The sequence below is a fragment of the Paenibacillus sp. B2(2019) genome (genome assembly GCF_008370385.1).
Lineage (GTDB): Bacteria > Bacillota > Bacilli > Paenibacillales > Paenibacillaceae > Paenibacillus_AQ.
In genome coordinates this window covers 856,854-878,449 of sequence record NZ_VTZR01000002.1, presented here as the reverse complement: position 1 = coordinate 878,449, position 21,596 = coordinate 856,854, and the positions used below count along the sequence as shown (strand labels likewise).

General features: G+C 41.7%; 22 protein-coding genes. 5 read left to right on the top strand and 17 right to left on the bottom strand.

The window, feature by feature from the left end; genetic code table 11:
- Positions 1-9: 9 nt before the first annotated feature.
- Both PAENI_RS04415 and PAENI_RS04410 read right to left on the bottom strand, forming a co-directional pair.
- Positions 10-771 (bottom strand): class I SAM-dependent methyltransferase, encoded by a 762-nt coding sequence (locus PAENI_RS04415; protein ID WP_149644365.1) that lies wholly within the window; start codon positions 769-771, stop codon positions 10-12.
- Positions 768-1,640: a phosphotransferase gene (locus PAENI_RS04410; RefSeq protein ID WP_262495492.1), complete on the bottom strand. Its 873-nt coding sequence runs from the start codon at positions 1,638-1,640 to the stop codon at positions 768-770. The genes PAENI_RS04415 and PAENI_RS04410 overlap by 4 nt, the downstream gene beginning before the upstream one ends.
- A gap of 247 nt (positions 1,641-1,887) precedes the next feature.
- Here PAENI_RS04410 and PAENI_RS04405 point away from each other — a divergent pair, with 247 nt between their 5' ends.
- Positions 1,888-2,382 carry a hypothetical protein gene (locus PAENI_RS04405; RefSeq protein ID WP_149644364.1) on the top strand — a complete coding sequence of 165 codons (495 nt, stop codon included), beginning with the start codon at positions 1,888-1,890 and terminating at the stop codon, positions 2,380-2,382.
- Between the two features lie 55 nt (positions 2,383-2,437).
- Here the strand turns inward: PAENI_RS04405 and PAENI_RS04400 are convergent, their stop codons facing one another.
- The 4 genes from PAENI_RS04400 to PAENI_RS04385 all read right to left on the bottom strand — a co-directional run bounded on the left by PAENI_RS04400 (position 2,438) and on the right by PAENI_RS04385 (position 5,662).
- Complete coding sequence (locus PAENI_RS04400) at positions 2,438-2,911, bottom strand: GNAT family N-acetyltransferase (RefSeq protein ID WP_149644363.1); 474 nt, start codon at positions 2,909-2,911, stop codon at positions 2,438-2,440.
- Positions 2,912-2,935: 24 nt separating this feature from the next.
- Positions 2,936-3,631, bottom strand: coding sequence for an HAD family hydrolase (locus PAENI_RS04395; RefSeq protein WP_149644362.1), 696 nt, complete (start codon positions 3,629-3,631; stop codon positions 2,936-2,938).
- A 78-nt stretch (positions 3,632-3,709) separates the two neighbouring features.
- Positions 3,710-4,756 carry a Gfo/Idh/MocA family protein gene (locus PAENI_RS04390; protein WP_149644588.1) on the bottom strand — a complete coding sequence of 349 codons (1,047 nt, stop codon included), beginning with the start codon at positions 4,754-4,756 and terminating at the stop codon, positions 3,710-3,712.
- 18 nt (positions 4,757-4,774) lie between these two features.
- On the bottom strand, positions 4,775-5,662 hold the full coding sequence (locus PAENI_RS04385) for a sugar phosphate isomerase/epimerase family protein (RefSeq protein ID WP_149644361.1): 888 nt from the start codon (positions 5,660-5,662) through the stop codon (positions 4,775-4,777).
- A gap of 123 nt (positions 5,663-5,785) precedes the next feature.
- On the opposite strand from PAENI_RS04385, the gene PAENI_RS04380 reads away from it, so the two are divergent.
- Positions 5,786-6,670 carry a helix-turn-helix transcriptional regulator gene (locus PAENI_RS04380; RefSeq protein ID WP_149644360.1) on the top strand — a complete coding sequence of 295 codons (885 nt, stop codon included), beginning with the start codon at positions 5,786-5,788 and terminating at the stop codon, positions 6,668-6,670.
- 64 nt (positions 6,671-6,734) lie between these two features.
- On the opposite strand, the gene PAENI_RS04375 is transcribed toward PAENI_RS04380, so the two are convergent.
- The 6 genes from PAENI_RS04375 to PAENI_RS04350 all read right to left on the bottom strand — a co-directional run bounded on the left by PAENI_RS04375 (position 6,735) and on the right by PAENI_RS04350 (position 12,839).
- Positions 6,735-7,562: a hypothetical protein gene (locus tag PAENI_RS04375; RefSeq protein WP_149644359.1), complete on the bottom strand. Its 828-nt coding sequence runs from the start codon at positions 7,560-7,562 to the stop codon at positions 6,735-6,737.
- Between the two features lie 75 nt (positions 7,563-7,637).
- Positions 7,638-8,741, bottom strand: coding sequence for a Gfo/Idh/MocA family protein (locus PAENI_RS04370; protein WP_149644358.1), 1,104 nt, complete (start codon positions 8,739-8,741; stop codon positions 7,638-7,640).
- Between the two features lie 23 nt (positions 8,742-8,764).
- Positions 8,765-9,484 (bottom strand): ThuA domain-containing protein, encoded by a 720-nt coding sequence (locus PAENI_RS04365; protein ID WP_149644357.1) that lies wholly within the window; start codon positions 9,482-9,484, stop codon positions 8,765-8,767.
- A 106-nt stretch (positions 9,485-9,590) separates the two neighbouring features.
- Positions 9,591-10,751 (bottom strand): Gfo/Idh/MocA family protein, encoded by a 1,161-nt coding sequence (locus PAENI_RS04360; protein ID WP_149644356.1) that lies wholly within the window; start codon positions 10,749-10,751, stop codon positions 9,591-9,593.
- 1 nt (position 10,752) lies between these two features.
- Positions 10,753-11,853, bottom strand: coding sequence for a LacI family DNA-binding transcriptional regulator (locus PAENI_RS04355; protein WP_188114468.1), 1,101 nt, complete (start codon positions 11,851-11,853; stop codon positions 10,753-10,755).
- Between the two features lie 110 nt (positions 11,854-11,963).
- Positions 11,964-12,839: a LysR family transcriptional regulator gene (locus tag PAENI_RS04350; RefSeq protein WP_060624019.1), complete on the bottom strand. Its 876-nt coding sequence runs from the start codon at positions 12,837-12,839 to the stop codon at positions 11,964-11,966.
- Between the two features lie 129 nt (positions 12,840-12,968).
- Here PAENI_RS04350 and PAENI_RS04345 point away from each other — a divergent pair, with 129 nt between their 5' ends.
- On the top strand, positions 12,969-13,862 hold the full coding sequence (locus PAENI_RS04345) for a DMT family transporter (RefSeq protein ID WP_042187811.1): 894 nt from the start codon (positions 12,969-12,971) through the stop codon (positions 13,860-13,862).
- 84 nt (positions 13,863-13,946) lie between these two features.
- On the opposite strand, the gene PAENI_RS04340 is transcribed toward PAENI_RS04345, so the two are convergent.
- The 4 genes from PAENI_RS04340 to PAENI_RS04325 form a co-directional block, all read right to left on the bottom strand.
- Complete coding sequence (locus tag PAENI_RS04340; RefSeq protein ID WP_149644355.1) at positions 13,947-15,446, bottom strand: DHA2 family efflux MFS transporter permease subunit; 1,500 nt, start codon at positions 15,444-15,446, stop codon at positions 13,947-13,949.
- A 253-nt stretch (positions 15,447-15,699) separates the two neighbouring features.
- The gene (locus tag PAENI_RS04335; protein WP_149644354.1) at positions 15,700-16,449 is read right to left on the bottom strand and encodes a stalk domain-containing protein; all 750 of its coding nucleotides are present in this window, start codon (positions 16,447-16,449) and stop codon (positions 15,700-15,702) included.
- A 126-nt stretch (positions 16,450-16,575) separates the two neighbouring features.
- Positions 16,576-17,340, bottom strand: a complete 765-nt coding sequence (locus tag PAENI_RS04330; protein WP_223178900.1) for a M15 family metallopeptidase — start codon at positions 17,338-17,340, stop codon at positions 16,576-16,578.
- 45 nt (positions 17,341-17,385) lie between these two features.
- Positions 17,386-18,291 carry a hypothetical protein gene (locus PAENI_RS04325; RefSeq protein ID WP_149644353.1) on the bottom strand — a complete coding sequence of 302 codons (906 nt, stop codon included), beginning with the start codon at positions 18,289-18,291 and terminating at the stop codon, positions 17,386-17,388.
- A gap of 235 nt (positions 18,292-18,526) precedes the next feature.
- Here PAENI_RS04325 and PAENI_RS04320 point away from each other — a divergent pair, with 235 nt between their 5' ends.
- Together PAENI_RS04320 and PAENI_RS04315 are read left to right on the top strand one after the other, a co-directional pair.
- Complete coding sequence (locus tag PAENI_RS04320; protein WP_149644352.1) at positions 18,527-19,060, top strand: PadR family transcriptional regulator; 534 nt, start codon at positions 18,527-18,529, stop codon at positions 19,058-19,060.
- A gap of 58 nt (positions 19,061-19,118) precedes the next feature.
- Complete coding sequence (locus tag PAENI_RS04315) at positions 19,119-19,937, top strand: SDR family oxidoreductase (RefSeq protein ID WP_149644351.1); 819 nt, start codon at positions 19,119-19,121, stop codon at positions 19,935-19,937.
- Between the two features lie 159 nt (positions 19,938-20,096).
- Here PAENI_RS04315 and PAENI_RS04310 read toward each other — a convergent pair whose 3' ends face one another.
- Complete coding sequence (locus PAENI_RS04310; protein ID WP_149644585.1) at positions 20,097-21,551, bottom strand: DHA2 family efflux MFS transporter permease subunit; 1,455 nt, start codon at positions 21,549-21,551, stop codon at positions 20,097-20,099.
- Positions 21,552-21,596: the final 45 nt, after the last annotated feature.

The window sequence follows — 21,596 nt, the reverse complement described above, 5'->3', positions numbered from 1 at the left end:
TTCTCCCCCCTACTTACGCAGTTTAAAAACCAAAAAATCGCTGCAGCGAAAGTCCTCCTCAAAAGACGGATACTTCTCAAGCATTTCAGCAGATGGCTTCGGCTCGATCATTTCATTAATTTGAAAGCCAGTCCGTACAATCGTATTTACATAACTGGATAACGTCCTATGAAAAATCAGAAACTTTTCCTCTTGATCTATTGGGAAGTTCTGATTATAAGTGCCCTCGTAAAAATAATTATCTACTTTCCAATAAAGCTTCTCACCAGTATCCGACTTCACCCATCCGCTACCAGGGGTTACAAAACAAGGGTGTAGAATTGAGAATATAAACGTCCCACCATCAACTAACAACCGATACATTTCATGAATCGCCATCTCATAATCAGATAAGTCATGAATCACCATGTTAGAAACAATGAGATCATAACTCTCATTCTGGAGAAAGCTGAGATCTTCACAATTGCCATGATGGAAGTTTATCTTTAATTCCTCTGGTGATTTACTCTTGGCTATCGTTATCATGTTCTGCGAGTAATCAACGCCAGTGACTGAGGCACCTGCCTTAGCTAACATTCTGCTTAAATATCCTTCACCACAGCCTGCATCTAGCACCTTCTTATTTTCAACAGAACCCATGAGACTGAATAAAGCTGGATTCAAAAAAATTTCTCGATGGATATCCCCGTTTTCGCCGTACGAAGTTGAGATTAGTTCTGCGTATTTATCCCATCTTTTTATGGCTTCTTTACTGCCCAATTCATCATTCATTTGATCACCTCTAAATTTCTGAAATAATCCATTTTACTGTCGATAAATCCATTGTCAAAGTCAGCTGCACCAATAAGCTCTCCTTCACTGAAACATAAAGCAAATAACCAAAGCTGTCTAAGCGCAACGAACATAGGTACAACACTAATATCATTGTCACTGAGATCTCTTAAACTTTTATATCCATTTAAAAAAGCTGCCCATAACCGTTCTACTTCATCTTTATCATGGCCGCTATGAATCTCTCTTGCCAATCTAAACTCAGCGATATCATAGGCTCTCCATCCGTAACCACAAATATCGAAATCATAATGAGTTAATTTCCCTTCGTCCGTGAAAGTCACATTCGTATTCCCATGCAAATCGCCATGGCAGATGCCCCAGTCGAGCCCTGCTTCCAGATGTACTTCAATCTGCGCTTTTAATTGTATGGCCAGGTCATACAGGAATTGATAATCCTCTTGTCGATAGTTCATATGCAGTTTGATCGTATGAAGCGGTTTCTCAATTAAATGTTCAAAATCAAGCTTACCTCTTACATGTTCACTCTTAAAGTTGTCCGTAGCTGTGTGGATTTGTGCAACTGACTGACCAAATAAATAGCTGTCCTCTACCGCATGAATAGGCTTTTCATTTCCTACAGCAAAACTAAACATAACGCCATACTTCACACCCTCAGGCACCAAAAATTCATTAAATATGATCCCATCTTTTCGAGGAATAGGAATGGAGACGTTTACACCTTTTTCGTGCAAATCGTTCAACAATTCTAATTCAAAATCAATCTCCGATCTACTCCGTCTATCCGCACGATAAACGCGAAAGATGTATTTTTCCAATGCCGTTTCTAAGATGTATGTATCGTTCATGCCTCTAAGAAAATACTGCAGCTGTACTGGTTCTGGAATCTCATAATGATAATAATGCGTCTATTGCCAACAGTGAGTATGTAATAGGAAAAAAATTCAAGTGTATCCCATCCCTTTAGGTTATTGATAGTAATATTTACACCATACCATATTTAGGGAGTTGAATCATTTTCTTCTTGAAGCTGTGAAACCAATGTATGGTAATATAAGTATAATAATACAGAATCAATTACATGGAGGTGTTCGAATGCGTAAATCACCATTGATCTTGAGTATGATTTTATTATCCCTAACGTTAATTATGGGCTGTAGTTCAGAAGTGGATGATGCCACTAAAGCCGCTGAGAAGTACAAAAATGTTGAATATACCATTAAGGTTTCTGATGATTTATTTTCTGAGGAATCCATTCTAGCCCGAAATGAAGAAATGAAACCGTACTTTACTGAATACTATACCGAAAAAGCTATAGGAAGCCGAATCACAACTATCCCTTTTCAAATCGCTAATAAACAAAAGCTTTCTTTAAAACCAGATAATCTAAAGTTCACCCTTTCCGAACAAAAGAAAAATATTGTTGAGTTAAAATATACTTGTGATCTTGTTTTGTTTGATAAGGATGACAAAGAAAGTAAACGTGTCCCTTTGGAGGGAATACTGACTATGTTTGATGTGGACGGTCAATGGTTAGTGCAAGGAGATCGTTTTGACTCGGAGGCTTTAATGAAATTGATTTATGACTAAACAGCTTTCTTTTGAAAAAAAGCAGATTGCTCCTTAGAGCAATCTGCTTTTTGTATTAAATTAGCTTTTTACTCATCCGATAATTAACTAACAGTACTCCTTTTCGTTCTACACTTTGTTTCATAATAAGCTGGTATCCCTGTCGTTCAAAAAAGGGTCTAGCTGTAATACTTGCTTCGGTATCCATTTCATGAAGACCAAGCTCTCTCGCCTTCATTTCAAGCTTGTTCACGAGAGCAGAGGCTACGCCTTGGCCTTGGAAATCTTTGTGGACATAAAGACGATCCAAATGTCCTTCCAACGTCATATCCGAAAAACCAACTACGTACCCGTTAATTTCGGCTACATAAGTAATATTTTGACGTAAAGAAGTTCTCCAAGCATCAAGTTTGAGGGTCTTTTCCTCTTTAGGTGCCCAAGCATCAAGCTGTTCTTGTGAATAATGTTGTTTGTTTACGAAATGAACTGTCTCATAGAACAATGAGATAAGCTGACTAATATCCGATTCTTGATAAGCTCTAATTTCCATTGCTTGTTCTCCTTGCTGGCATTGCTACAACCCCACTACATCTTTAAGCTCCAGAAGAGAACTAATCATATAGTTAGGCTTGAGGTCTTTAGGAACCTCTATATTCTGGCGATTGTAATAGCAGAAGTCAATGTCAGAATTCACAGCACCATGGTAATCATCTTGTAAAGAATCCCCAACGAACAGCACTTCATGATTGCTTAGCTGTAGATCTATTAAAGACATTTCAAAAATCCTTTTATCAGGTTTTCGGATGCCTACCTCATCAGAGATCATTATAGATTTGAATATTTCATAGATCTTACCGGCTTGCAGTCTTTTTCTTTGTGCCTCACTGATCCCATTGGTGATAATCCCCAGAGCATACTTATCTTTAAATGAAGTTAAGATCTGTTCCGCTCCTTCTTCAAAATAACAGGAATTACAAAAATAATCCCAATAAGTATCTGACAGTTTGCTATGAAAAAGCTCCTCCTGTTTAAGGGTGTCTCTAAAAGAATACCTCAATACCTCTCCTATAGTCTTCACCTCACCACCACCCACAAAGTTCATCCAATGGCGAAAATTATGGCCTGAAAACTCTCCATAAAATAAAGACCACGCCTGAATATCTTCTACGAAGAGATTATGATCGTTACAGGTTCTTTTCATCGCTTCGATTTCACAAGTACTATAATTTATTAATGTATTATCTAGATCAAAAATAATGGCTTTGTACATAATATCCTCCCCGAATAATGTTCTTATCTATCATAACATGAACATTAAAGTTTGGATAAAATTAACAAAATGTTTTCGTCACTCTGAGGTACTCATGAACTCCACTAGATCAATTTTCTGACCTGTTTTAGCACTTTCCAGCGCTCCAAATACCATTGTCATACTATACCGATTATCTCTACAATTCGTCTCTGCTGAACGCTCTTCTGCTAGGGACAGGAACATTTCCTCCAAACATCCTTGATGGAAGGTTTTGTCCATATCAACAGCTTCTCCATTTATACGCTCGACATCACGAATAAATTTATCACTCTGATCTCCTGCTACGACTACCTCTGCATATGGCATGCCATGACCATCCCAAATCGCAGTTCCTTTTTCCCCATTCAGACGCCAAGCTGCTTCCCAAGAGGTAGAGGCACCTTCTGCACACCAAGACCCCTGATAAGTAAATACAGATCCGTCCGACATCTCAAAGATACACACTGCTGACGCATTCCCCTTATACCATGATCCGGGAGGATTAAACTCCTGACAGTAAACGGAAATCGGATTGGCTCCACTAATAAATCGGGCCTGATCAAAGGTATGGATCGCCATATCCAGCAGTAGAGGGCTTTCCATGACATCACGGAACCCCCCGAAATGAGCGCCGAGGAAAAAGCTAGAACTGATGTAACCTACTCTCCCAATGGTATCAGACTCAATTAAGTTGCGCAAAGAACGAATACGAGGGTCATAACGGCGGTTCTGCATCACAGCATGGGCATTTCCGGTTCTTTCAGAGATCTCAACAATCTTAGTGCACTCTTCCATAGTCTCGGCCAGTGGTTTCTCACTAAACACATTACATCCGAGTTCTAATGCAGTGCTAGAAATGCTGTAATGGCTTCCTGGAACTGTAACGTCAAACACAAGATTAGCTTCAGTCGCCTGAATTGCTTCTTTAATGTCAGTAAACGTCAGACAAGAAATCTCATGCTTTGCCGCCATCGCTTGTGCTGACTCCAATCGTATATCTACAAGAGCAACAATCTGAGTATCTGAACGTGATAAAGCGTATTCAATCCAGGCGTTAGCCATTCCTCCGCAACCTGCAACCGCTACACGGTACTGTGCTGTCATCATTCTCCCCCTCTACGGTTACAGCGGATTAGGTACAAAGCTACCGCCCCTGCATTGTTTCAAATAATTTAAAGCATGTACTTGTCCCATCATTTCCAGCTCATCCCGATACACAGGATCATGCCAGCCTTCAATATCAATCGTACCTTTATAACCTGCCTGACGCAAAATAGAAATAACATCAGTCCAGTTCGTATCTCCAAAGCCCGGAGTACGGTGCCACACATAAGGATTGGGGCCATGAATACCATACTCTTTTACGATATCCCAAGCGATGGTGGCATCCTTACCATGTACATGGAAGATCTTATCTGTCCATTTACGAAGCTGCGGAATCGGATCAATTAATTGGACCATCTGATGACATGGCTCCCATTCGAGTCCTATATTATCAGCAGGCACAGCATTGAACATCTTCTCCCAAGCTAATGGATTGTGAGCAATATTCCAGTCACCTGATCCCCAGTCTCCACCCATGGAACAGTTCTCGAAGGCAATTCGCAAACCGCGATCCGCTGCTCTTTTGGACAACTCTCCAAACACCTCGGTGAACTTCAGAATAGATTCATCAATGGATACCCCTGGTAACCTTCCTGTAAAACCTGATACCATATCCGTTCCGAACAAATGAGCATGATCAATCAGTTGCTCCCAGCTCGCGATTGCATCGGAATTATCACCAGTATTCGTCAAAGGATTGCCGAAGATCCCAACAGATGAGATCACGAAATCATGTTCTGCTGCAAGCTCTTGCACACGCTTTCCAGTTTCCACGAGATCTGTTTTCCCTGTAGTTTGCCAGAAGGTTAAGCTAAAAGATTCAAATCCATGTCCTACAATTTGTGGAATTACTCTTACAGCGTCGCCGCCGCCTACTAATGTTCCAATTCGCATTGTATCCTTCATCTTGTGACCACTCCAATATTGGTTTATAGTAAGTGCTATAACCCGAGTATATACTGCTTCTGAGCTTAAAACTCTTATTATCTTGTGTTTATATAGTCGTATCTTGTGGGAGTTGAGTGAATTATGAGTTATCCTAATGATCTTAAAGAATATCCTCAATTAGAAGAAAAAACGTATCCATTCCGTTTATTTTTTAATGAATGCAAGAACGCAAAGATTGGTCAGAATATCCTGTATTTACACTGGCACGAGCATTTCGAAATCATCATTATGCAAGAAGGCAGCGCCATTTTTCACATAGACAGCAAGCCCTATGAACTGCATGCCGGAGAGGTATTGTTTGTTCCCTCTGGAGGTTTGCATGTTGGGTACAGTCTGCGGGATGATCATGTTCGTTTTATCTTCGTCGTATTCCATAGTTCTTTATTTAAGGATTGGAAGCAGGATCCTCAGCATGAGCAATTTGTAATCCCTTATTTAGAGAATCGTTATCAGCTGCCGGTCAAACCTGCAGAGCTTGTTCCGACCTGCTCCACATATTTTTCTCTTCTGGATACTATCGTTGATGAAGTACTGCAGAAGGGACCTGCTTTTCAACTGGTCATCAAGAATCAACTGCATTTACTCTTTGTGCTGCTCTCTCGCACCTTTCTACCTGAACAAGTATCCGGTAGAACGAATGAGCGGCATTCCTTTAATCGCGAACGTTTTAAGCCACTTCTAGAGTACATGGAGAATCATTTCGATGACAAAATGACCGTAGAAAGCGCCGCAAGATCCGTAAATCTAAATCCATATCATTTCTGCAAAACCTTTAAGAAGCTAACAGGTCGAACCTTCATCGATTATGTTAATCTTTGCCGAATAAATGAAGCAGAGCGATTGCTTCTCGAGACCAATTTTACAGTGACTGAGATTGCAGGAAGAGTCGGCTGCGACAATCCCAATTATTTTACCAAGCTGTACAAGCAGTACAAAGGGATTACCCCTTCAGGGGTTCGAAAATAGGCGATTCTCTCTATTCACGAAAAATAGCACCGTTTGCCTCTCCCAAACGGTGCTGGCTATTGAATTATTCCGTAGTAGTAAGTTGTAACCTCCGCACACTTGCAAGCGCGGGAAAAGATTCATCCACCATACCGGTACTCCATAGCTCAACCTGCTGTCCAACCTTCAAATCCTTAAAGCTAATCGATTCTCCAGCTTCATTAAACATTGTTGACTTCTGATTGAATGAGAACCAGTAAGAGGGATCTTCCATGCCAGGTTCAAGGATGAGAATCCGCTTCGCCTGTTTGGTATCGATATCTACGATTTGACCTATTACATGTGGTTCGCCTAGCTCTGAAATGTCGTAGGTCAACATATCCGAAGCGATCCATTTTTCTATCTCAAGTATGGCCGTTTCAGCATCATCAGATGGAATTGTAATCGTTACTTTATTACCAATCGTGTCCACACCGGAACCGTATAGATTAAGCTTCTGGTAGAGTTCTTGTTTATGCAAAAGCTCTTGTGCAGCTAATAACTCTTGCATCGAATAATTAACATCATGGAGTTCATAAGTACCTGCCGCGAAAGTCTGAGCAAACCGCTGCTCAATCTGCGAGTTCAAACCCACTATATTGATATGAACCTTATTATCCTGTAGATAGATATCTCCGTTAGGAATCTTCTGAGCAGATAGGAAAGCTTTAATCGCTTCAGGATCACTGGAGTAAAGTACTTTTTCAGCTTCAGGATCTTCTATTCCAGCGCTCGCAGTAGGCAAGATATCTGGAGTTGAAGTAATTGTTGCAGCTGGAGCCGGCTCCTTATTCGATTGTTGATCTTCTGAACATCCACTTATGAGTAGTATAATAACAGAAATCCATATCCAGCCAGCAAGCCACTTACGCATCCTTGTCACTCCCTCACTCTTTATCTTCTCAAACGGAGATTGGAAGTGATAGGTTGCAGATTCAGAATGAATTCTCTAATCTAATGTATAAGGAGCGAGTCCAATCGGAAGAGCTTCAGGACGGGTGCAGGTACTCTTCATTTCGTAGAATGAATGAGTATCTGAAGAATCATGGAATGCCCACATCGCTTCTAGTACATGATAAGCCAATTCTCCACTGGCGCGGTGCTTTCTTCCCGTCCGAATGGCATATGCCATATCCGCTGGACCAATTCCGCGTGTATTCTGATCATATCCAGATAACAGCGTTTGCTCTGTCCATTCATTCTGACCCATGAGCCTGAATTTCACCGGACCGCCAAAGTTATTAGGATCCGGCACTTGAATCGTTCCAAGTGTTCCGTAGATTTCTATATGCGGCAGGTTACTGCCGCCAAAGATATCAAAACTTGTAATCAGCGTTGCTATGGCTCCATTCTCAAATCTTAATGTTCCGGCAACGTGAGTTGGAATTTGAACAGGAATTTTATTACCCGATTTCTTCTCACTTGTAATCGTGCGTTCGACTAGCGCTTTACCAGTCATCCCGCTAACCGTACGAATTGGACCCAATAACTGCACCAATGCTGTCAAATAGTATGGTCCCATATCGAACATTGGACCTCCACCAGCGGCATAGTAGAATTCTGGATCTGGATGCCAATGCTCATGTCCACGCCCCATCATAAATGAGGTAGCTGCAACGGGTTCGCCAATTACCCCCTCCTCGATCAGTTTCAATACGGTTTGGATGCCCGATCCAAAGAATGTTTCCGGTGCGCTGCCTACTAGTACGCCCTTTTCTCGAGCCGCTGACAGAACTTGGCGTCCTTCTTCTCTCGTCACAGCAAGTGGCTTCTCAACATACACATGTTTACCCGCTTCGATAGCTTTCAGGCATACATCCGCATGAACAGCTGGAATCGTCAGGTTGATAACGATCTCTATCTCCGGATCATTCAGTAATTGCTCTGTGGTGTAAACGCTTGGAATATTGTATTTATCGGCTTGTTCCTTCGCTCTCTCCAAGTCCAAGTCCGCACATGCAACTAGATCAAGAATCTCGAACTTCTGACAGTTCTCCATATATATGCTACTGATTTTACCGCATCCGATAATTCCTACTTTGACTTTATCCATTCGTTGATCGCTCCCAGAGATTATTAACTGTCTGCCATTCCGCTATAGCTACTACTAACCGCTGAAATTTGGGATTGTGCGCGAACTTTACCCTCGGCAGCCCATAGCAGTCCTCTGCGCATCATTTCCTTTACCTGTGGCATAGCTACAATATCGGCATGATGTCCGAGTGAATTATAATACACTCTGCCATGACCCCACCGTTTGGTCCAAGCTACTGGCATATCCACGGCTTTGTTGAAAGAATGTGGGCCTTCAACAACTGGAAAACGAGTCGTTGCAAGTACTTCTACAGCTGGATCTACATGCAGATAATATTGCTCTGAACAAACGGTGAAGTCTTCTAATCCTTCTACGAGAGGACTTGAGCTTTGGCAAATCTCTACGGTGTAGTTCACACCATCATTGCCGGGATGAGCTACCCATTGCCCCCCCGTCATAAACTGCCAATCCACATTATTTCGGAAAGAATCACACATCCCGCCATGGCAACCCGCAAGGCCCGTTCCGTTCTGAACAGCTGCCGAGACATTATTCACTAGATTCTGTTCGATTGTACCCATCGTCCATACCGGAACGATCAAATCTAGTTCAAGAAGCTTCTCCGCATCGGCAAAAGCCTCAAGTGTATTCGATACCACAACTTCAAATTGTTCCTCTTGCAGTACTTTAGCGAATATATCAGCTACCTGTTCAGGCTCATGGCCATCCCAACCGCCCCATACTATCAACGCTTTTCTCATCTTCAGCACTCCTTCTAATAGAGGTTGTTCAAAAAGTCCGCTTTTGATCACGAAGTATTCCCAGAAGCTTACTCGACATCGAATATTGAACACGTATTTTTGTTGATTACATCTCAGATATTTCGACCCATCGGCGCTGTTCAATAGAGCGTTCTACCGCTTCTAACACAGCTTGGCATTTCACTCCATCATGGAAATTAGGTACAGGCTGACGTCCTTCTTCAATCGCGTTAGAAAGCTCCAGCATTTCGTGAATAAACGTATGTTCAAAACCAATCGTATGGCCCGGCGGCCACCAAGCCTCCGCATATTCATGAGCTGGGTCCGTTGCTAGCACACGCCGAAAGCCCTGAACATCCTCTGTATCTGAGGTTAAATAAACCTCGAGTTCATTCATTCGCTCGAAATCAAATTTCACACTGCCAAGGCTTCCGTTGATCTCAAAAGAATTGGTAGAGCGATGACCTGCTGCGAATCTTGTAGCTTCAAAACTACCTAAGGCACCGTTATCAAAATGGGCTAAAAACAATGTGGCATCATCTACAGTTACCTTGCCCTTAGGAGCATCCTTATCCCCTTTGGCACTTAATCCGGTCATTTCAGCAGCAAGTGGACGTTCTTTAATGAAGGTCTCACTCATACCGATTACTTCCTTCACATCACCTACTAAAAAATGTGCGAGATCAATGAGATGCGCACCCAAATCACCATGTGAGCCTGAACCCGCAATCTCCTTTTGCAATCTCCACACTAACGGGAACTCCGGATCAATAATCCAGTCTTGTAGAAACCAAGCCCGAAAATGATAGATCTTCCCAAGCCGCCCGCTCTCTACTAGCTTCTTAGCAAGTCTAACCGCCGGTGAAAAGCGATAATTAAAACCAACCATATGTGTAACCCCTGCATCTTCAGCGGCTTGCAGCATTTCACGGGAATCTGCCAAGGTCAGTGCGAGTGGTTTTTCACAAAAAATATGTTTACCAGCTTTGGCTGCTGCCAGAGCAATCTCCTTATGTGCATTACTAGGGGCATTTATATCAATAAGATCGACATCCTCACGAGCGATTAGATCTTTCCAATCCGTAACACAATCCGACCATCCTAATTGAGTGGCAGCCTCTTCAAGCGCTTCAGCATTCCGTCCACAAATCACAGACATCTCAGGTTTAAGCGCTTTCGGGAAAAACATTGGTAAACTGCGGTAAGCATTACTGTGCGCCTTACCCATAAATTTATAACCGATCATTCCAATGCGAAGCTGTTTCATCTTATTCCTCCTCAGATTTCTTAGATTTAGATGAAGCTCGTATTACTAGTTCAGTCGATAATTTAATCTGGATGACTTGGGAGGGGGTTGATATTTCTGAGCGACTATTCCCCTGCAATTCTAATACCTTAGATACAGCAATTTCTCCTAGCTCATAAAAGGGAACACGCACACTGCTTAAGGCTGGTGTAGTAAGCTCAGCAGCCTCTGAATCATCATAACCCACCATGGCTGGGATGCGATCTCTTGGGATGCCTAGTTCCTGTAGGCCTTGCTGCAATCCAATGGCCATTCGATCATTGGCCGCTACAATGGCATCAATCTCATTTAGCAGAGGCAACATCTTCTTGGCAGCAATAGCACCGCTTTTACGACTGAAGTTACCTTCGAATAGAAGTGATTCATCTAAAGGAAGGTTAGAATCCTCCAAAGCGCGCAAATAACCAGTTAAACGATCTCGGCTGTTCGAATAAGATGCTGGCCCGTTTAGAAAGGCAATCCTCGTAAAGCCCTGATCCAGTAAGTGCCTGACCGCTTGCCAGCTTCCTTCGACATGATCAGCATCCACCTCGTGAAAAGCCTCTCCTTCAAAATGCTGATTAATCAGGCAAAACGGATGACCTTCCTCCTTCAAACGTCGAAGTGAGGCTCGCTCACCTGGATCCTCTTTGGCACCGAGTACAATACAAGCATCAATCTTCCGCATCTTAAACAATTCGTTATAGTCCACTCTCTCTTCGGCATTTCGAAACAGCATTAACAGATCATAACCCTCTTCTCGCGCCTTACTCCCAATTCCACTTAATATTTCTGAAAAATAATAAGTGGAAAACAAGCGTGCATTTGGCAAATAAGGCATTACTACACCAAGGTGCCCACTTCTTCTACGAGCAAAGCTCTGCGCGAGTGAACTAGGGGTATATCTCAGCTTGAGCGCAGCTGCCAACACACGTTCCTTCGTTTCTTCCTTGAGCGGGCCTACGTTGTTTAACACGCGAGAGACTGTAGCTTCTGAGACTCCGGCAAGCTTGGCAACCTCTTTACGGCTGGCGATAGAAATCCCTCCTACGAAAGCGCATTCAATAAATGTACGCGCGTACATTCTCTCATGAACAAAGTCCCTCGTCAACCCTTATTTTGGATATTCATTCATAATAAAACCCCTGAATTAATCAGGGGTTTTGCTCATTCTAAACGGTGTATTCTTAGGGTTCAGGGATTCCCCATCAACCACGCTTGTACATGCTTTAGGAACTTTTTAGTGGCGGGAGATGCGTATTTCATAGAATGTACAGCGATTCCAAGTGATCTGAAACTACGTTCTTCCAATTCAAGCATCGTTACATTATAATTCTGACGGGTTAATACAAGCTCTGGCAAAATACTAATTCCAAGTCCCTTCTCTACCATGGCCATAATGGCATAATCATCACCTGCTGAGAACTTAATATTCGGTTTAATACCCGCCTTATCCAGTACACGCCTAACATCATAATCTGAACCTGCCTTCGGGATGATGAAATCCTCTTTAGCAATTTGGGATAAGGAGAGAAAAGGTTCTGCACTAAGCGGATTTTCTTTGGATACGATCCCTAACATCCGGTCCTTTTTTAAGGGAATCACTTCGAACTTCTCACGCGTAGGCAGAGAAATAAAACCACAGTCAACGACTCCAGCCTCGATCCATTGCTCAACCTCTAAGTAACCACCTTCCATCAACCTGATTTCGATATAGGGGTATTCACTGCGAAATTGCTTAATCATTCCTGGCAACCAATGCACGGATACACTCGTGAATGTACCGATGGTAATGGTCCCGACCTCTAGCCCATGTATATCTGCTACTTCCTGCTTCAATTTTTCATTCCACTTCAGAATTTCACGGATAGGCTGTAGTACTTGCTCCCCGTTTACCGTCAATTTAACGCCAGATCTATTTCTAATTAATAACGTGAAACCAAACTCCATCTCCAAGCTACTAATCGTGTGGCTAATTCCAGATTGCGTAAAGCCCAGCACATCTGCTGCTTTTGTTAAGCTACCTAGCTCTACAACTTTTAGAAAAATCTCATACTTATTGATGCTCAACCTCTATCCCTCACCTTTTTAAATTACATAAGTTTTACTCATGTATCCTATGATAAACATTCAGTTACCTTATGTATAGAGCCGTATTATACTAAATTGAGTTGAAAATGAAGAAGGATGGATGACGAGATGAAACCGCTCAAAGCTGAGCTGATGCTGTTAGTTGTAACATTATTTTGGGGTTCCTCCTACATATTTATGAAAATGGGGTTAGGCACGTTAGGCGAATTCAATCTGATTGCACTCCGCTTCGGACTTGCTTTTATATTAGCCACAGTGATCTTCCACAAACGTTTACGAAAAGTTGACATCAAAACATTGAAATATGGTGCTCTACTCGGATTCTTACTCCTCGGCGTGTTCACATGTATAACGTTCGGACTGAAGACCACGACAACCTCCAACGCTGGATTTTTAGTAGCCTTGACGGTCATATTTGTACCGATAATAGATCGTATACTTTTCAAAAAAAGAGTTGCACCTCCGCAGGTTTTTGGCTCCGTACTCGCTATAGCTGGCATTGGACTTCTTACATTAAACGCTACCTTAAAAATTGGGCCAGGAGACTTCCTCTGTATTCTTTCGGCGGTGTTCTATGCGGTACAGATCTTATTTACAGGCAAGGCTGTAAAAGAATGTGATTCACTGAATATTGGAATCTTACAGTTGGGTTTTGCCGGAGGGTTTGCTCTAGTGTTATCTGCGCTATTCGAGACACCTTCGCTTCCTTCGACCTTACCAGCATGGATTGCGATCCTCGCACTTGGGATTCTCTGTAGTGCCTGTGGCTTCATCCTACAACCCATTGCTCAAAAATATACTTCACCTACACGCACCGGACTGATCTTCTCCCTCGAGCCGGTATTCGCCGCGTTGTTTGGCTATTGGTTCGCCGCTGAAAAGCTATCGATACAAGGATATGCTGGTGCAGCTCTTGTTCTACTAGGCATTGTAGCATCGGAGCTACTCGGTAAAGTTACATTCAGCCCTAGGTGGGCTCAGAAGAAACCAGAACATCTATAGGATGATTTTCTCATACAAAAAAGGCGTCGTTAGCTATACAAGCTGAACGACGCCTTTTTTTATTATCTAAGATTATCGTATAAATTAATGTCCCATCATCATTGCTGCATCTGCTTTCTGACTCTCTTCGGAGGAGGAATCATTCGAGGAAAGCTTCGGTTTGCGCAGGATAATACTCATAAGTACACCGACTACAGCTATACAACCAGATAGAAAAAATACATCATCAAAGCCTAGAACTGCTGCAGATAAAGGATTACTTCCTGCTTTCAATGCTCCCATATGCACAGTAATTTGACTTGTCAGATAACCCGTCAAGCCTGCTACAGCAAAGGCCACAACCACCTGCTGTGCCGCTGCTGTAAGCGATGTGACCCGGCTCACCAATTCACGCGGCGCGGCATTCAGAACATGTGTATTGAGTGGCATCATCGCTATACCCATCCCAAATCCTAATAAAGCAAGATACATCATTATGGTATTTAGACTTGTAGTCATCGTAATCCCAGACAGTAGGAATAGGGTAACTGTAATGATGCTCAGACCCACAAAAGCCAGCGGTCGTGCCCCTATCTTATCAAACAATTTACCACCAAGCGGCATGCCGATTACACAAGCTAAAGCTTGCGGAAGCAGAATCAGCCCCGTCTCTAGTGGTGTATAAGCCCGAATCTGCTGTAAGTATAGCGGCACAAACAGCATGGAACCAAACAATGCAGCTTGCATGACCCATGTTAAAATAATGCCGCGGGTGAAATCTGAGGAGCGAAAGACGCGCAGATCCAGCAAAGGCTGTTTATGCCGCAGCTCAACGATTATAAATAGAATCAGTGCAACGCCACCAACAGATAATCCAAGGATTGCTGGAGTCGATGACCAACTATTCGACCCACCTTCATTTACTCCATAAGCTAGCATGGAAAACGCAATCGGTGCCAGTATAATGCCAAGTATGTCGAGGTTGCCTTTACCGATCTTCTCCGTCTTGGGCAAATACTTAATACCAAGAATAATACCAACAATCCCAATCGGCACGTTAATCAGGAAGATCCAATGCCAGCTAACATATTCAACAAGCCATCCGGACAATATCGGGCCAAGTGCAGGTGCAAGCAGCATGGGGATCCCAAGCATTCCCATAATCGATCCTCTTCGTTCTGCTGGAGCTAACTTAAACACCATAGCCATCCCAATAGGAGCTACCATCCCCCCACCAAGTCCTTGGATCACACGAAAAATAACAAGCTGCGAAGAAGTTTGAGCCACAGAACATAACATGGAGCCAAGAATGAACAACGTGAGCGTCACCAGAAACACTTGTTTAGAACCGAAGCGATCTGTCATCCAGCCTGCGAGCGGTATTACAGCAGCTAAAGCTAACGTGTAACCTGTAATCGCCCACTGAATCGTTTTTAAATCTGAAGAAAAATAGTCCACCAGTTTCGGTATAGCCACATTCACGACGGTTCCATCCAGAATAACCATAATCATCCCGACGATAATAGCAAGAAGCGGGGGGAGGATCGCTCTTAGCGAGAATGGCCGTTCTTCTGTCGGGCTACTCTGAGTAATTGATTTTGTCATCCAGTACTCCACTCTTTTCTCTAATTTAGTTAAATGCTTTAACAATTATTTCAAATTTTAATTTACCTTCGATGAATGTGAAAGTCAACAAACAAAACCCTTTTTTACAATAAAAATACATTGCATTTACGTTCATCTCAGTATGTTTATTGAAACACAAAAAAGGCTATGCATGGTCCCACGAAGAAATCTCTTCTTAAGGGACGCACGCATAGCCTGTTGTTCTAAACCTAAATCTTTATTATTCTCAAGATTAAATGGAAGGAAGGTTTCCTTTTAATTCAACAATCTTACCAGACTTATTGAGAACAAACTCAAGGGACGCATCCGTTACAGCAAAGCCAAGTAGACATTGTATTGACATTTGATCTTCTTTTTGAATACTTTCAGTAGACTTTATCCCATGGTAAGTACCAGCTCGTGCAGTAAAATCAGCCCAATATTTCTGTAAACCCGTAGTGGAAAGCGAACGTTTCATTTCATCACTAAAGAATCGATTCTCTAACTCTTGAAATTGCCCAGTACTCAGCAGTCCCGCTATCACACTTGCTGTAACCTCGGGCGCATAAACTTCCACTAGATTAGCTTCAGCATTATAAGAGGTTACCAGTCCTGCACTAGTGAAAAAAGAGAGCGGAACATATAAGTGTTCCTTCCTAAACACAACATTATCCTTAAAGTCTCTTTTCTCTTTATCATTAATGGTAATATAGTCGTTTCCTACTTTATATTCAATCTTTTGTTTGACTCCGCTTAATGTAATGGTGTCCGTACTTTTTTGATAAGTGGTTTGATATTTCAAGACGCTTGATGCCTCTCTAAGGGGTAGCATGACCGTAGAACCGTTAGGATACGCTGAATATTGATCTGATTTCAGAACCTGACCATTCAAAACCACCTTTACTTCACTAGCATCTGCCCAAGCCGTAGAAGAGGTAGTTCCTCCAAATCCATTTACCAATAACAGTACACTTAACACTACAACAACCGCGATTTTGTTCATCCGTTCGAAACCTCCCTTTTTTTGACTATTAGTATTATGTGCGTTTCCAGCATCTGCTAATCCTAATGGTAGTAAAGCTCAACAAAAAAAGTGAAACGCTTCTTACATAGACATTCAAGTTCTAGGTTATTCCACCTTGAAGTCAAAATATTGTTTAGGAAAAGGTTCCTTGATCAGCGTAAAATGCCACCATTCTTTGCTGTAAGGTTTAAATCCCTGTTTTACCATCGCCTCTTTGAGTATCGCCCGATTTGCTTTCTGAGTCTTGTTGATTAAGGACGTATCGTAATAGGAGATGTCTCCGAAAAAATCAAAAGGGCTTCCCATATCTACTTCAGCTCCCGTTTCTTTATTTACGATCGTTAAATCGACGGTGCTACCTCTGGAATGGCCTGATTTTTTAGCTATAAAACCAAGTTTAAATAGATTACGTTTATCCAGTCGCGGATAATATTGCTGTTTCATTTTAGTATCTACGGCATTCTGTGACCATCTTACAAAATGATTCACCGCCGTCTGCGGACGATAAGCATCATAAATTTTAAGAATATACCCTTTGTCCAATAAATCCTCACTTACAGCCTTCAAAGCTGTTGCCGCTGTCCGCGAGAATATCGCTAAAGGCGCCTTGTAGCCATCAATCCGCTTCCCCACAAAATTATTATCTCCGTAATATCGAATCTCATATTGTGCCGTTGGAATCACTTCATCCAGATAGACAAAACCTTGCGGTAAATGGTTCTTCTTCTCCATTTGCATTTGCTGCAGCACAGAGTCTGTTGAAGAGCCGACATAAGCAGCATCAGCACTACCCATAAACATACTGTTTGTCCACAACAACAGCACGACTGCGAAAACAGCGATTCTTATTCCTTTTGATCCTATTCTCAATTAATCCAGCCTCTTCTCAGATGTTGTCTTTACATACTCTAATAATTACGAGTTTACGGTTTCAACTAGAAATTTTTCTATTACAGGAGTGAATTTATTATTCGTAGAATTAAGTAATTGTAGTAGCTTTTCTAAAATCGAAAGAATTCTAGTATCAACTTTGCTATTTTTTAGTGCATTCTCATACGCCTTTTTTACTTCTGGTTTGATAACTTGCTCATCATAGTCATATGCAGGTGTATTACTTGTTCCATATAATAAGCGAGACGTTGCAATGAGAAGTTCTTTCTGAAGAGCGGTTGAACGGTTAGAAGCAGGATATTTCGTCACAAAATCCTCTATTGCAAGCGCTCTATTCGTTAACTCGGTCCAACTGATTACAATCGCTGCATCAGATACACTCGGTTGATTAGATTCGGTGGCCATGATGTCAATATAAGCTGCGATGTCCTTGGTAATATACGGCTTAAAGATCTTAAATCCCTCATAATGCATTACCGGATAGTACATGCCCTCACTGGTCTCCAGCTTATATCCCTTATCCCGGCCTTCAATTAACACATTGCGTACGTTGGCATCTTTGATCGTATTAAAGAGTGAGGTATAGGTTAGATTTTTGCTTTTGGAAAAAGCACTGTTTATCTCTTTCTGCATCTTGTCCGGAAAAACCTTTTCTGAGTATACAGATAAATGTGCCTTCTGTGCATTCTCGAGCTGAAGTGTCATCTGAGTCGCTGTCCAGGTATCCACTTCTTTGATATGGTTAATTAAATAATTACGTGCGCTAGCAAGAGATGTCGGCTTCTGTACATACTGCTGGAATTGATTATAAACGCCTGCAGATTCCGTTGCCGTTGCGGCAGATACTGGCTCTATACCCAAAGTACTGAATCCTGTCACTGAACCAAGGGCTATAGCAATACTTAACAAGCCTGATTTTTTCCAGTTCAATAGATGACCTCCCTTTTGCCATATATGTAATTGTACTTAATATTTAGACATACGGGAATAACCTGAAACTAATTGGTTCATAGTACCCATTCCAAACAATCCTCAAGGAACAAGTGATTTATGATTTCGATAAAGTTACCTGTATCAAAATAATATATATTGACACAATATATATCTAACCGATATATTATAAGCGTGATATACAAATATTTCTAAACAACAAGGAGGTTCTATTTTGAACAGTCAGGATGTTATTTTAGGCATGCTTATGAAAGAATCGAAGACTGGTTACGAAATCAAACAGTTATTGGAGAATGTATTCTCTAATTTCTATAGTTCTAGTTATGGAACGATTTATCCCACACTTGCACGCATGGAAAAGGAGGGTTTGATAACTAAGGAAAATGTACAGCAAGAAGGTAAGCCTAATAAGAATCTTTTAAACATCACGGATAAAGGAAGAGATAGTTTTAACGCATATTTACTTGCCCCACTAGAGGCTGACAGTATTAAGAAATCTGATTTTATGATGAGGCTATACTTTGGTGAATTTGTTGGGTATGACAAGGTGATTCTTTGGTTGAAGCAGGTACAGGAGGATTCACAACATAAGTTAGATCAGTTACTTGAGCAGTATTCACTTTATAAAGATGAAATGCATCCAGCACAGATCATCTGTATCCAAATTGGTATTGAAGAATATAAAGCAAAACTCAAAATCATTGCCGAAGGGTTATCAAACATGGAGCAGTTAGTGCTTACGAAGTAAGTTTTGTACGTACTAAGTGAAGATGTAACGCTCAGAAAACTTTTAGGAGGAATTGTTAATGAAAACAATTTTTATAACGGGTGCTTCGTCTGGCATTGGGAGAACTACAGCAAAACATTTTGCTGAAAGAGGATGGAACGTCGTAGCCACGATGCGTTCACCTGAACAAGAAAGTGAACTTATTACACTTGATAATGTATTGGTTTTACAGCTTGATGTTGAGAAATCAGACACAATTCAACCTGCGTTAGCGGAAGCGATTAAGCGGTTCGGTAAAATTGACGTTCTTCTCAATAATGCTGGTTATGGAACAATGGGTCTTATAGAAGTAGCTACAGATGAGCAGATCAGAAGACAGTTTGAAGTGAACGTGTTTGGTCTTATCAGTATGACTAAAGCCATATTGCCACATTTTAGATCTAATCAAGATGGTTTGTTAATCAATATCTCTTCTATGGGTGGAAAAGTAACCTTTCCTACAATGTCTCTGTATCATTCAACGAAATTCGCCGTAGAAGGTTTTTCTGAATCCGTATCTTATGAATTAGCATCACAGAACATTAAAGTTAAGTTAATTGAACCAGGTGCTATTCAAACGGACTTTGGTGGAAGATCGATGGAGTTCTTTTTTAATGATGCATTAACGGATTATAAACCCTTTACTACTGCTTTTTTGGGTAAATTGGGTGAGATGGAAAAACAACCTACCTATGCTTCGCCTCCAGAAATTGTTGCGGAAACAATATATCAAGCCGCCACAGATGGGACAAGTCAGTTCCGGTACATTGTTGGAGAAGATGCAAAAATGCTCATTCATATGAAAGAAAATACAGATGAAGCAGAGTATCTGACTAATATAGCCCAGCATTTTTCTTAAAAAGAAGTTAGGTGGCGGACGCTTCTCGGTATTCTACCGGGGAGAGGTCCCTCTTTCTTGTTATGATTAAAAAAATCCCCTCCGATTAACAGTGGTATGTTCATACGTACATGAACCTTCTCCACTATCTACCGTAAGGGGATTTTACAAATTTAATGATTAATGCATTGATGTATTCATTTTATGATTAACGACTACTCTTTTCACGAAGAATGCAAGGATTAGACCTACAATCGCCATACTCATTCCAAAAATAAATGCATTTTGTACACCTTGCGTGAATGCAGGCAACATATTAGCTGGATCGGCTGGATCGGCCACAGTCTTCAAATAACTCTTAGAACCTGCGGACATAATGCTGACAGCTAATGCAGTACCGATCGCACCAGCAACCTGCTGCAATGTATTCATGATCGCTGTACCATCTGGATATAATTCTAACGGCAACTGGTTAATTCCGTTGGTTTGTGCAGGCATAAATACCATCGACACACCAATCATAAGCGTGCTGTGAAGTACGATTACGAATACGACAGTAGAAGCTACAGTAATACTGGAGAAGAACCATAAAGCTGTAGCTGCAATAATCAGGCCTGGAATAACGAGCCATTTGGGACCGTATTTGTCGAACAGTCGACCCATGATTGGGGACATCAATCCGTTAATAATCCCCCCTGGAAGTAGCAGCAAGCCTGCCTTGAACGCTGTATACCCTTGACCCTGTTGAAGATACATTGGAAGAATCAACATGGATGACAGGATAACCATCATACAAATGAACACCATAGCCACACCAATGGAGAACATTGGATATTTAAAAGCTCGCAGATTAATCATAGGCTGCTTCATCTTCATTTGGCGCAAACCGAACAATAAGAGTGATACCACACCTACTACGATAGCTATGATTACTTTTGGACTTCCCCAACCAGCTTCTTCACCGGCGCTACTGAAACCAAACACGATTCCACCAAACCCGATTGATGATAACACTATGGAAAGGATGTCGATCTTCGGCTTCGTAACCTTCGTAACATTCTGCATGAAGAGGATCCCGAATATCAAAGCGATCACCAGGAATGGCAGTGACAGCCAGAAGATCCAGTGCCAGCTAAGGCTTTCAATTAGAAGACCGGCAATAGTAGGACCGATCGCAGGTGCTACCATGATAACCAACCCTATCATCCCCATCGCGGCACCCCGTTTTTCAGGAGCAATGATAATAAGGATCGTATTGAACATAAGTGGTAAAAGAAGCGCTGTACCCATTGCTTGTACCACACGCGCTGTTAATAGGAACTCAAAACTAGGTGATACTGCAGCTAAAAACGTTCCAAGTATTGAAAAACATAATGCAGCAACAAACAACTGTCTAGTCGAGAACCATTGAAGCAGCATACCCGAAATTGGTACTAGAATTCCCAGTGTAAGCAGATAAGCCGTCGTCAACCATTGTGCTGTTGCTGGAGTAATTTGAAGGACATTCATAAGATCACTTAAAGCTACATTCAGTGCGGTTTCACTGAACATTCCGATAAATCCTGCAAGTAGTAAAGAGACTAGAATCGGAATGGTTTTAAACTTCTTTACTTCCTTTTGTTGCTTTCCTTGCATAGTTGATTCCACTCTTAATCCCCCTGATGTTCTTATCTATTGTCT

What these genes read in the sequence shown, in the direction of transcription:
- PAENI_RS04360 (WP_149644356.1), bottom strand. Translation starts at nt 10,751, where the DNA reads ATGAAACAGCTTCGCATTGGAATGATCGGTTATAAATTTATGGGTAAG.
- PAENI_RS04335 (WP_149644354.1), bottom strand. Translation starts at nt 16,449, where the DNA reads ATGAACAAAATCGCGGTTGTTGTAGTGTTAAGTGTACTGTTATTGGTA.
- PAENI_RS04395 (WP_149644362.1), bottom strand. Translation starts at nt 3,631, where the DNA reads ATGTACAAAGCCATTATTTTTGATCTAGATAATACATTAATAAATTAT.
- PAENI_RS04410 (WP_262495492.1), bottom strand. Translation starts at nt 1,640, where the DNA reads ATGAACGATACATACATCTTAGAAACGGCATTGGAAAAATACATCTTT.
- PAENI_RS04375 (WP_149644359.1), bottom strand. Translation starts at nt 7,562, where the DNA reads ATGCGTAAGTGGCTTGCTGGCTGGATATGGATTTCTGTTATTATACTA.
- PAENI_RS04405 (WP_149644364.1), top strand. Translation starts at nt 1,888, where the DNA reads ATGCGTAAATCACCATTGATCTTGAGTATGATTTTATTATCCCTAACG.
- PAENI_RS04310 (WP_149644585.1), bottom strand. Translation starts at nt 21,551, where the DNA reads ATGCAAGGAAAGCAACAAAAGGAAGTAAAGAAGTTTAAAACCATTCCG.
- PAENI_RS04315 (WP_149644351.1), top strand. Translation starts at nt 19,119, where the DNA reads ATGAAAACAATTTTTATAACGGGTGCTTCGTCTGGCATTGGGAGAACT.
- PAENI_RS04385 (WP_149644361.1), bottom strand. Translation starts at nt 5,662, where the DNA reads ATGAAGGATACAATGCGAATTGGAACATTAGTAGGCGGCGGCGACGCT.
- PAENI_RS04390 (WP_149644588.1), bottom strand. Translation starts at nt 4,756, where the DNA reads ATGACAGCACAGTACCGTGTAGCGGTTGCAGGTTGCGGAGGAATGGCT.
- PAENI_RS04345 (WP_042187811.1), top strand. Translation starts at nt 12,969, where the DNA reads ATGAAACCGCTCAAAGCTGAGCTGATGCTGTTAGTTGTAACATTATTT.
- PAENI_RS04340 (WP_149644355.1), bottom strand. Translation starts at nt 15,446, where the DNA reads ATGACAAAATCAATTACTCAGAGTAGCCCGACAGAAGAACGGCCATTC.
- PAENI_RS04370 (WP_149644358.1), bottom strand. Translation starts at nt 8,741, where the DNA reads ATGGATAAAGTCAAAGTAGGAATTATCGGATGCGGTAAAATCAGTAGC.
- PAENI_RS04380 (WP_149644360.1), top strand. Translation starts at nt 5,786, where the DNA reads ATGAGTTATCCTAATGATCTTAAAGAATATCCTCAATTAGAAGAAAAA.
- PAENI_RS04355 (WP_188114468.1), bottom strand. Translation starts at nt 11,853, where the DNA reads ATGTACGCGCGTACATTTATTGAATGCGCTTTCGTAGGAGGGATTTCT.
- PAENI_RS04365 (WP_149644357.1), bottom strand. Translation starts at nt 9,484, where the DNA reads ATGAGAAAAGCGTTGATAGTATGGGGCGGTTGGGATGGCCATGAGCCT.
- PAENI_RS04400 (WP_149644363.1), bottom strand. Translation starts at nt 2,911, where the DNA reads ATGGAAATTAGAGCTTATCAAGAATCGGATATTAGTCAGCTTATCTCA.
- PAENI_RS04415 (WP_149644365.1), bottom strand. Translation starts at nt 771, where the DNA reads ATGAATGATGAATTGGGCAGTAAAGAAGCCATAAAAAGATGGGATAAA.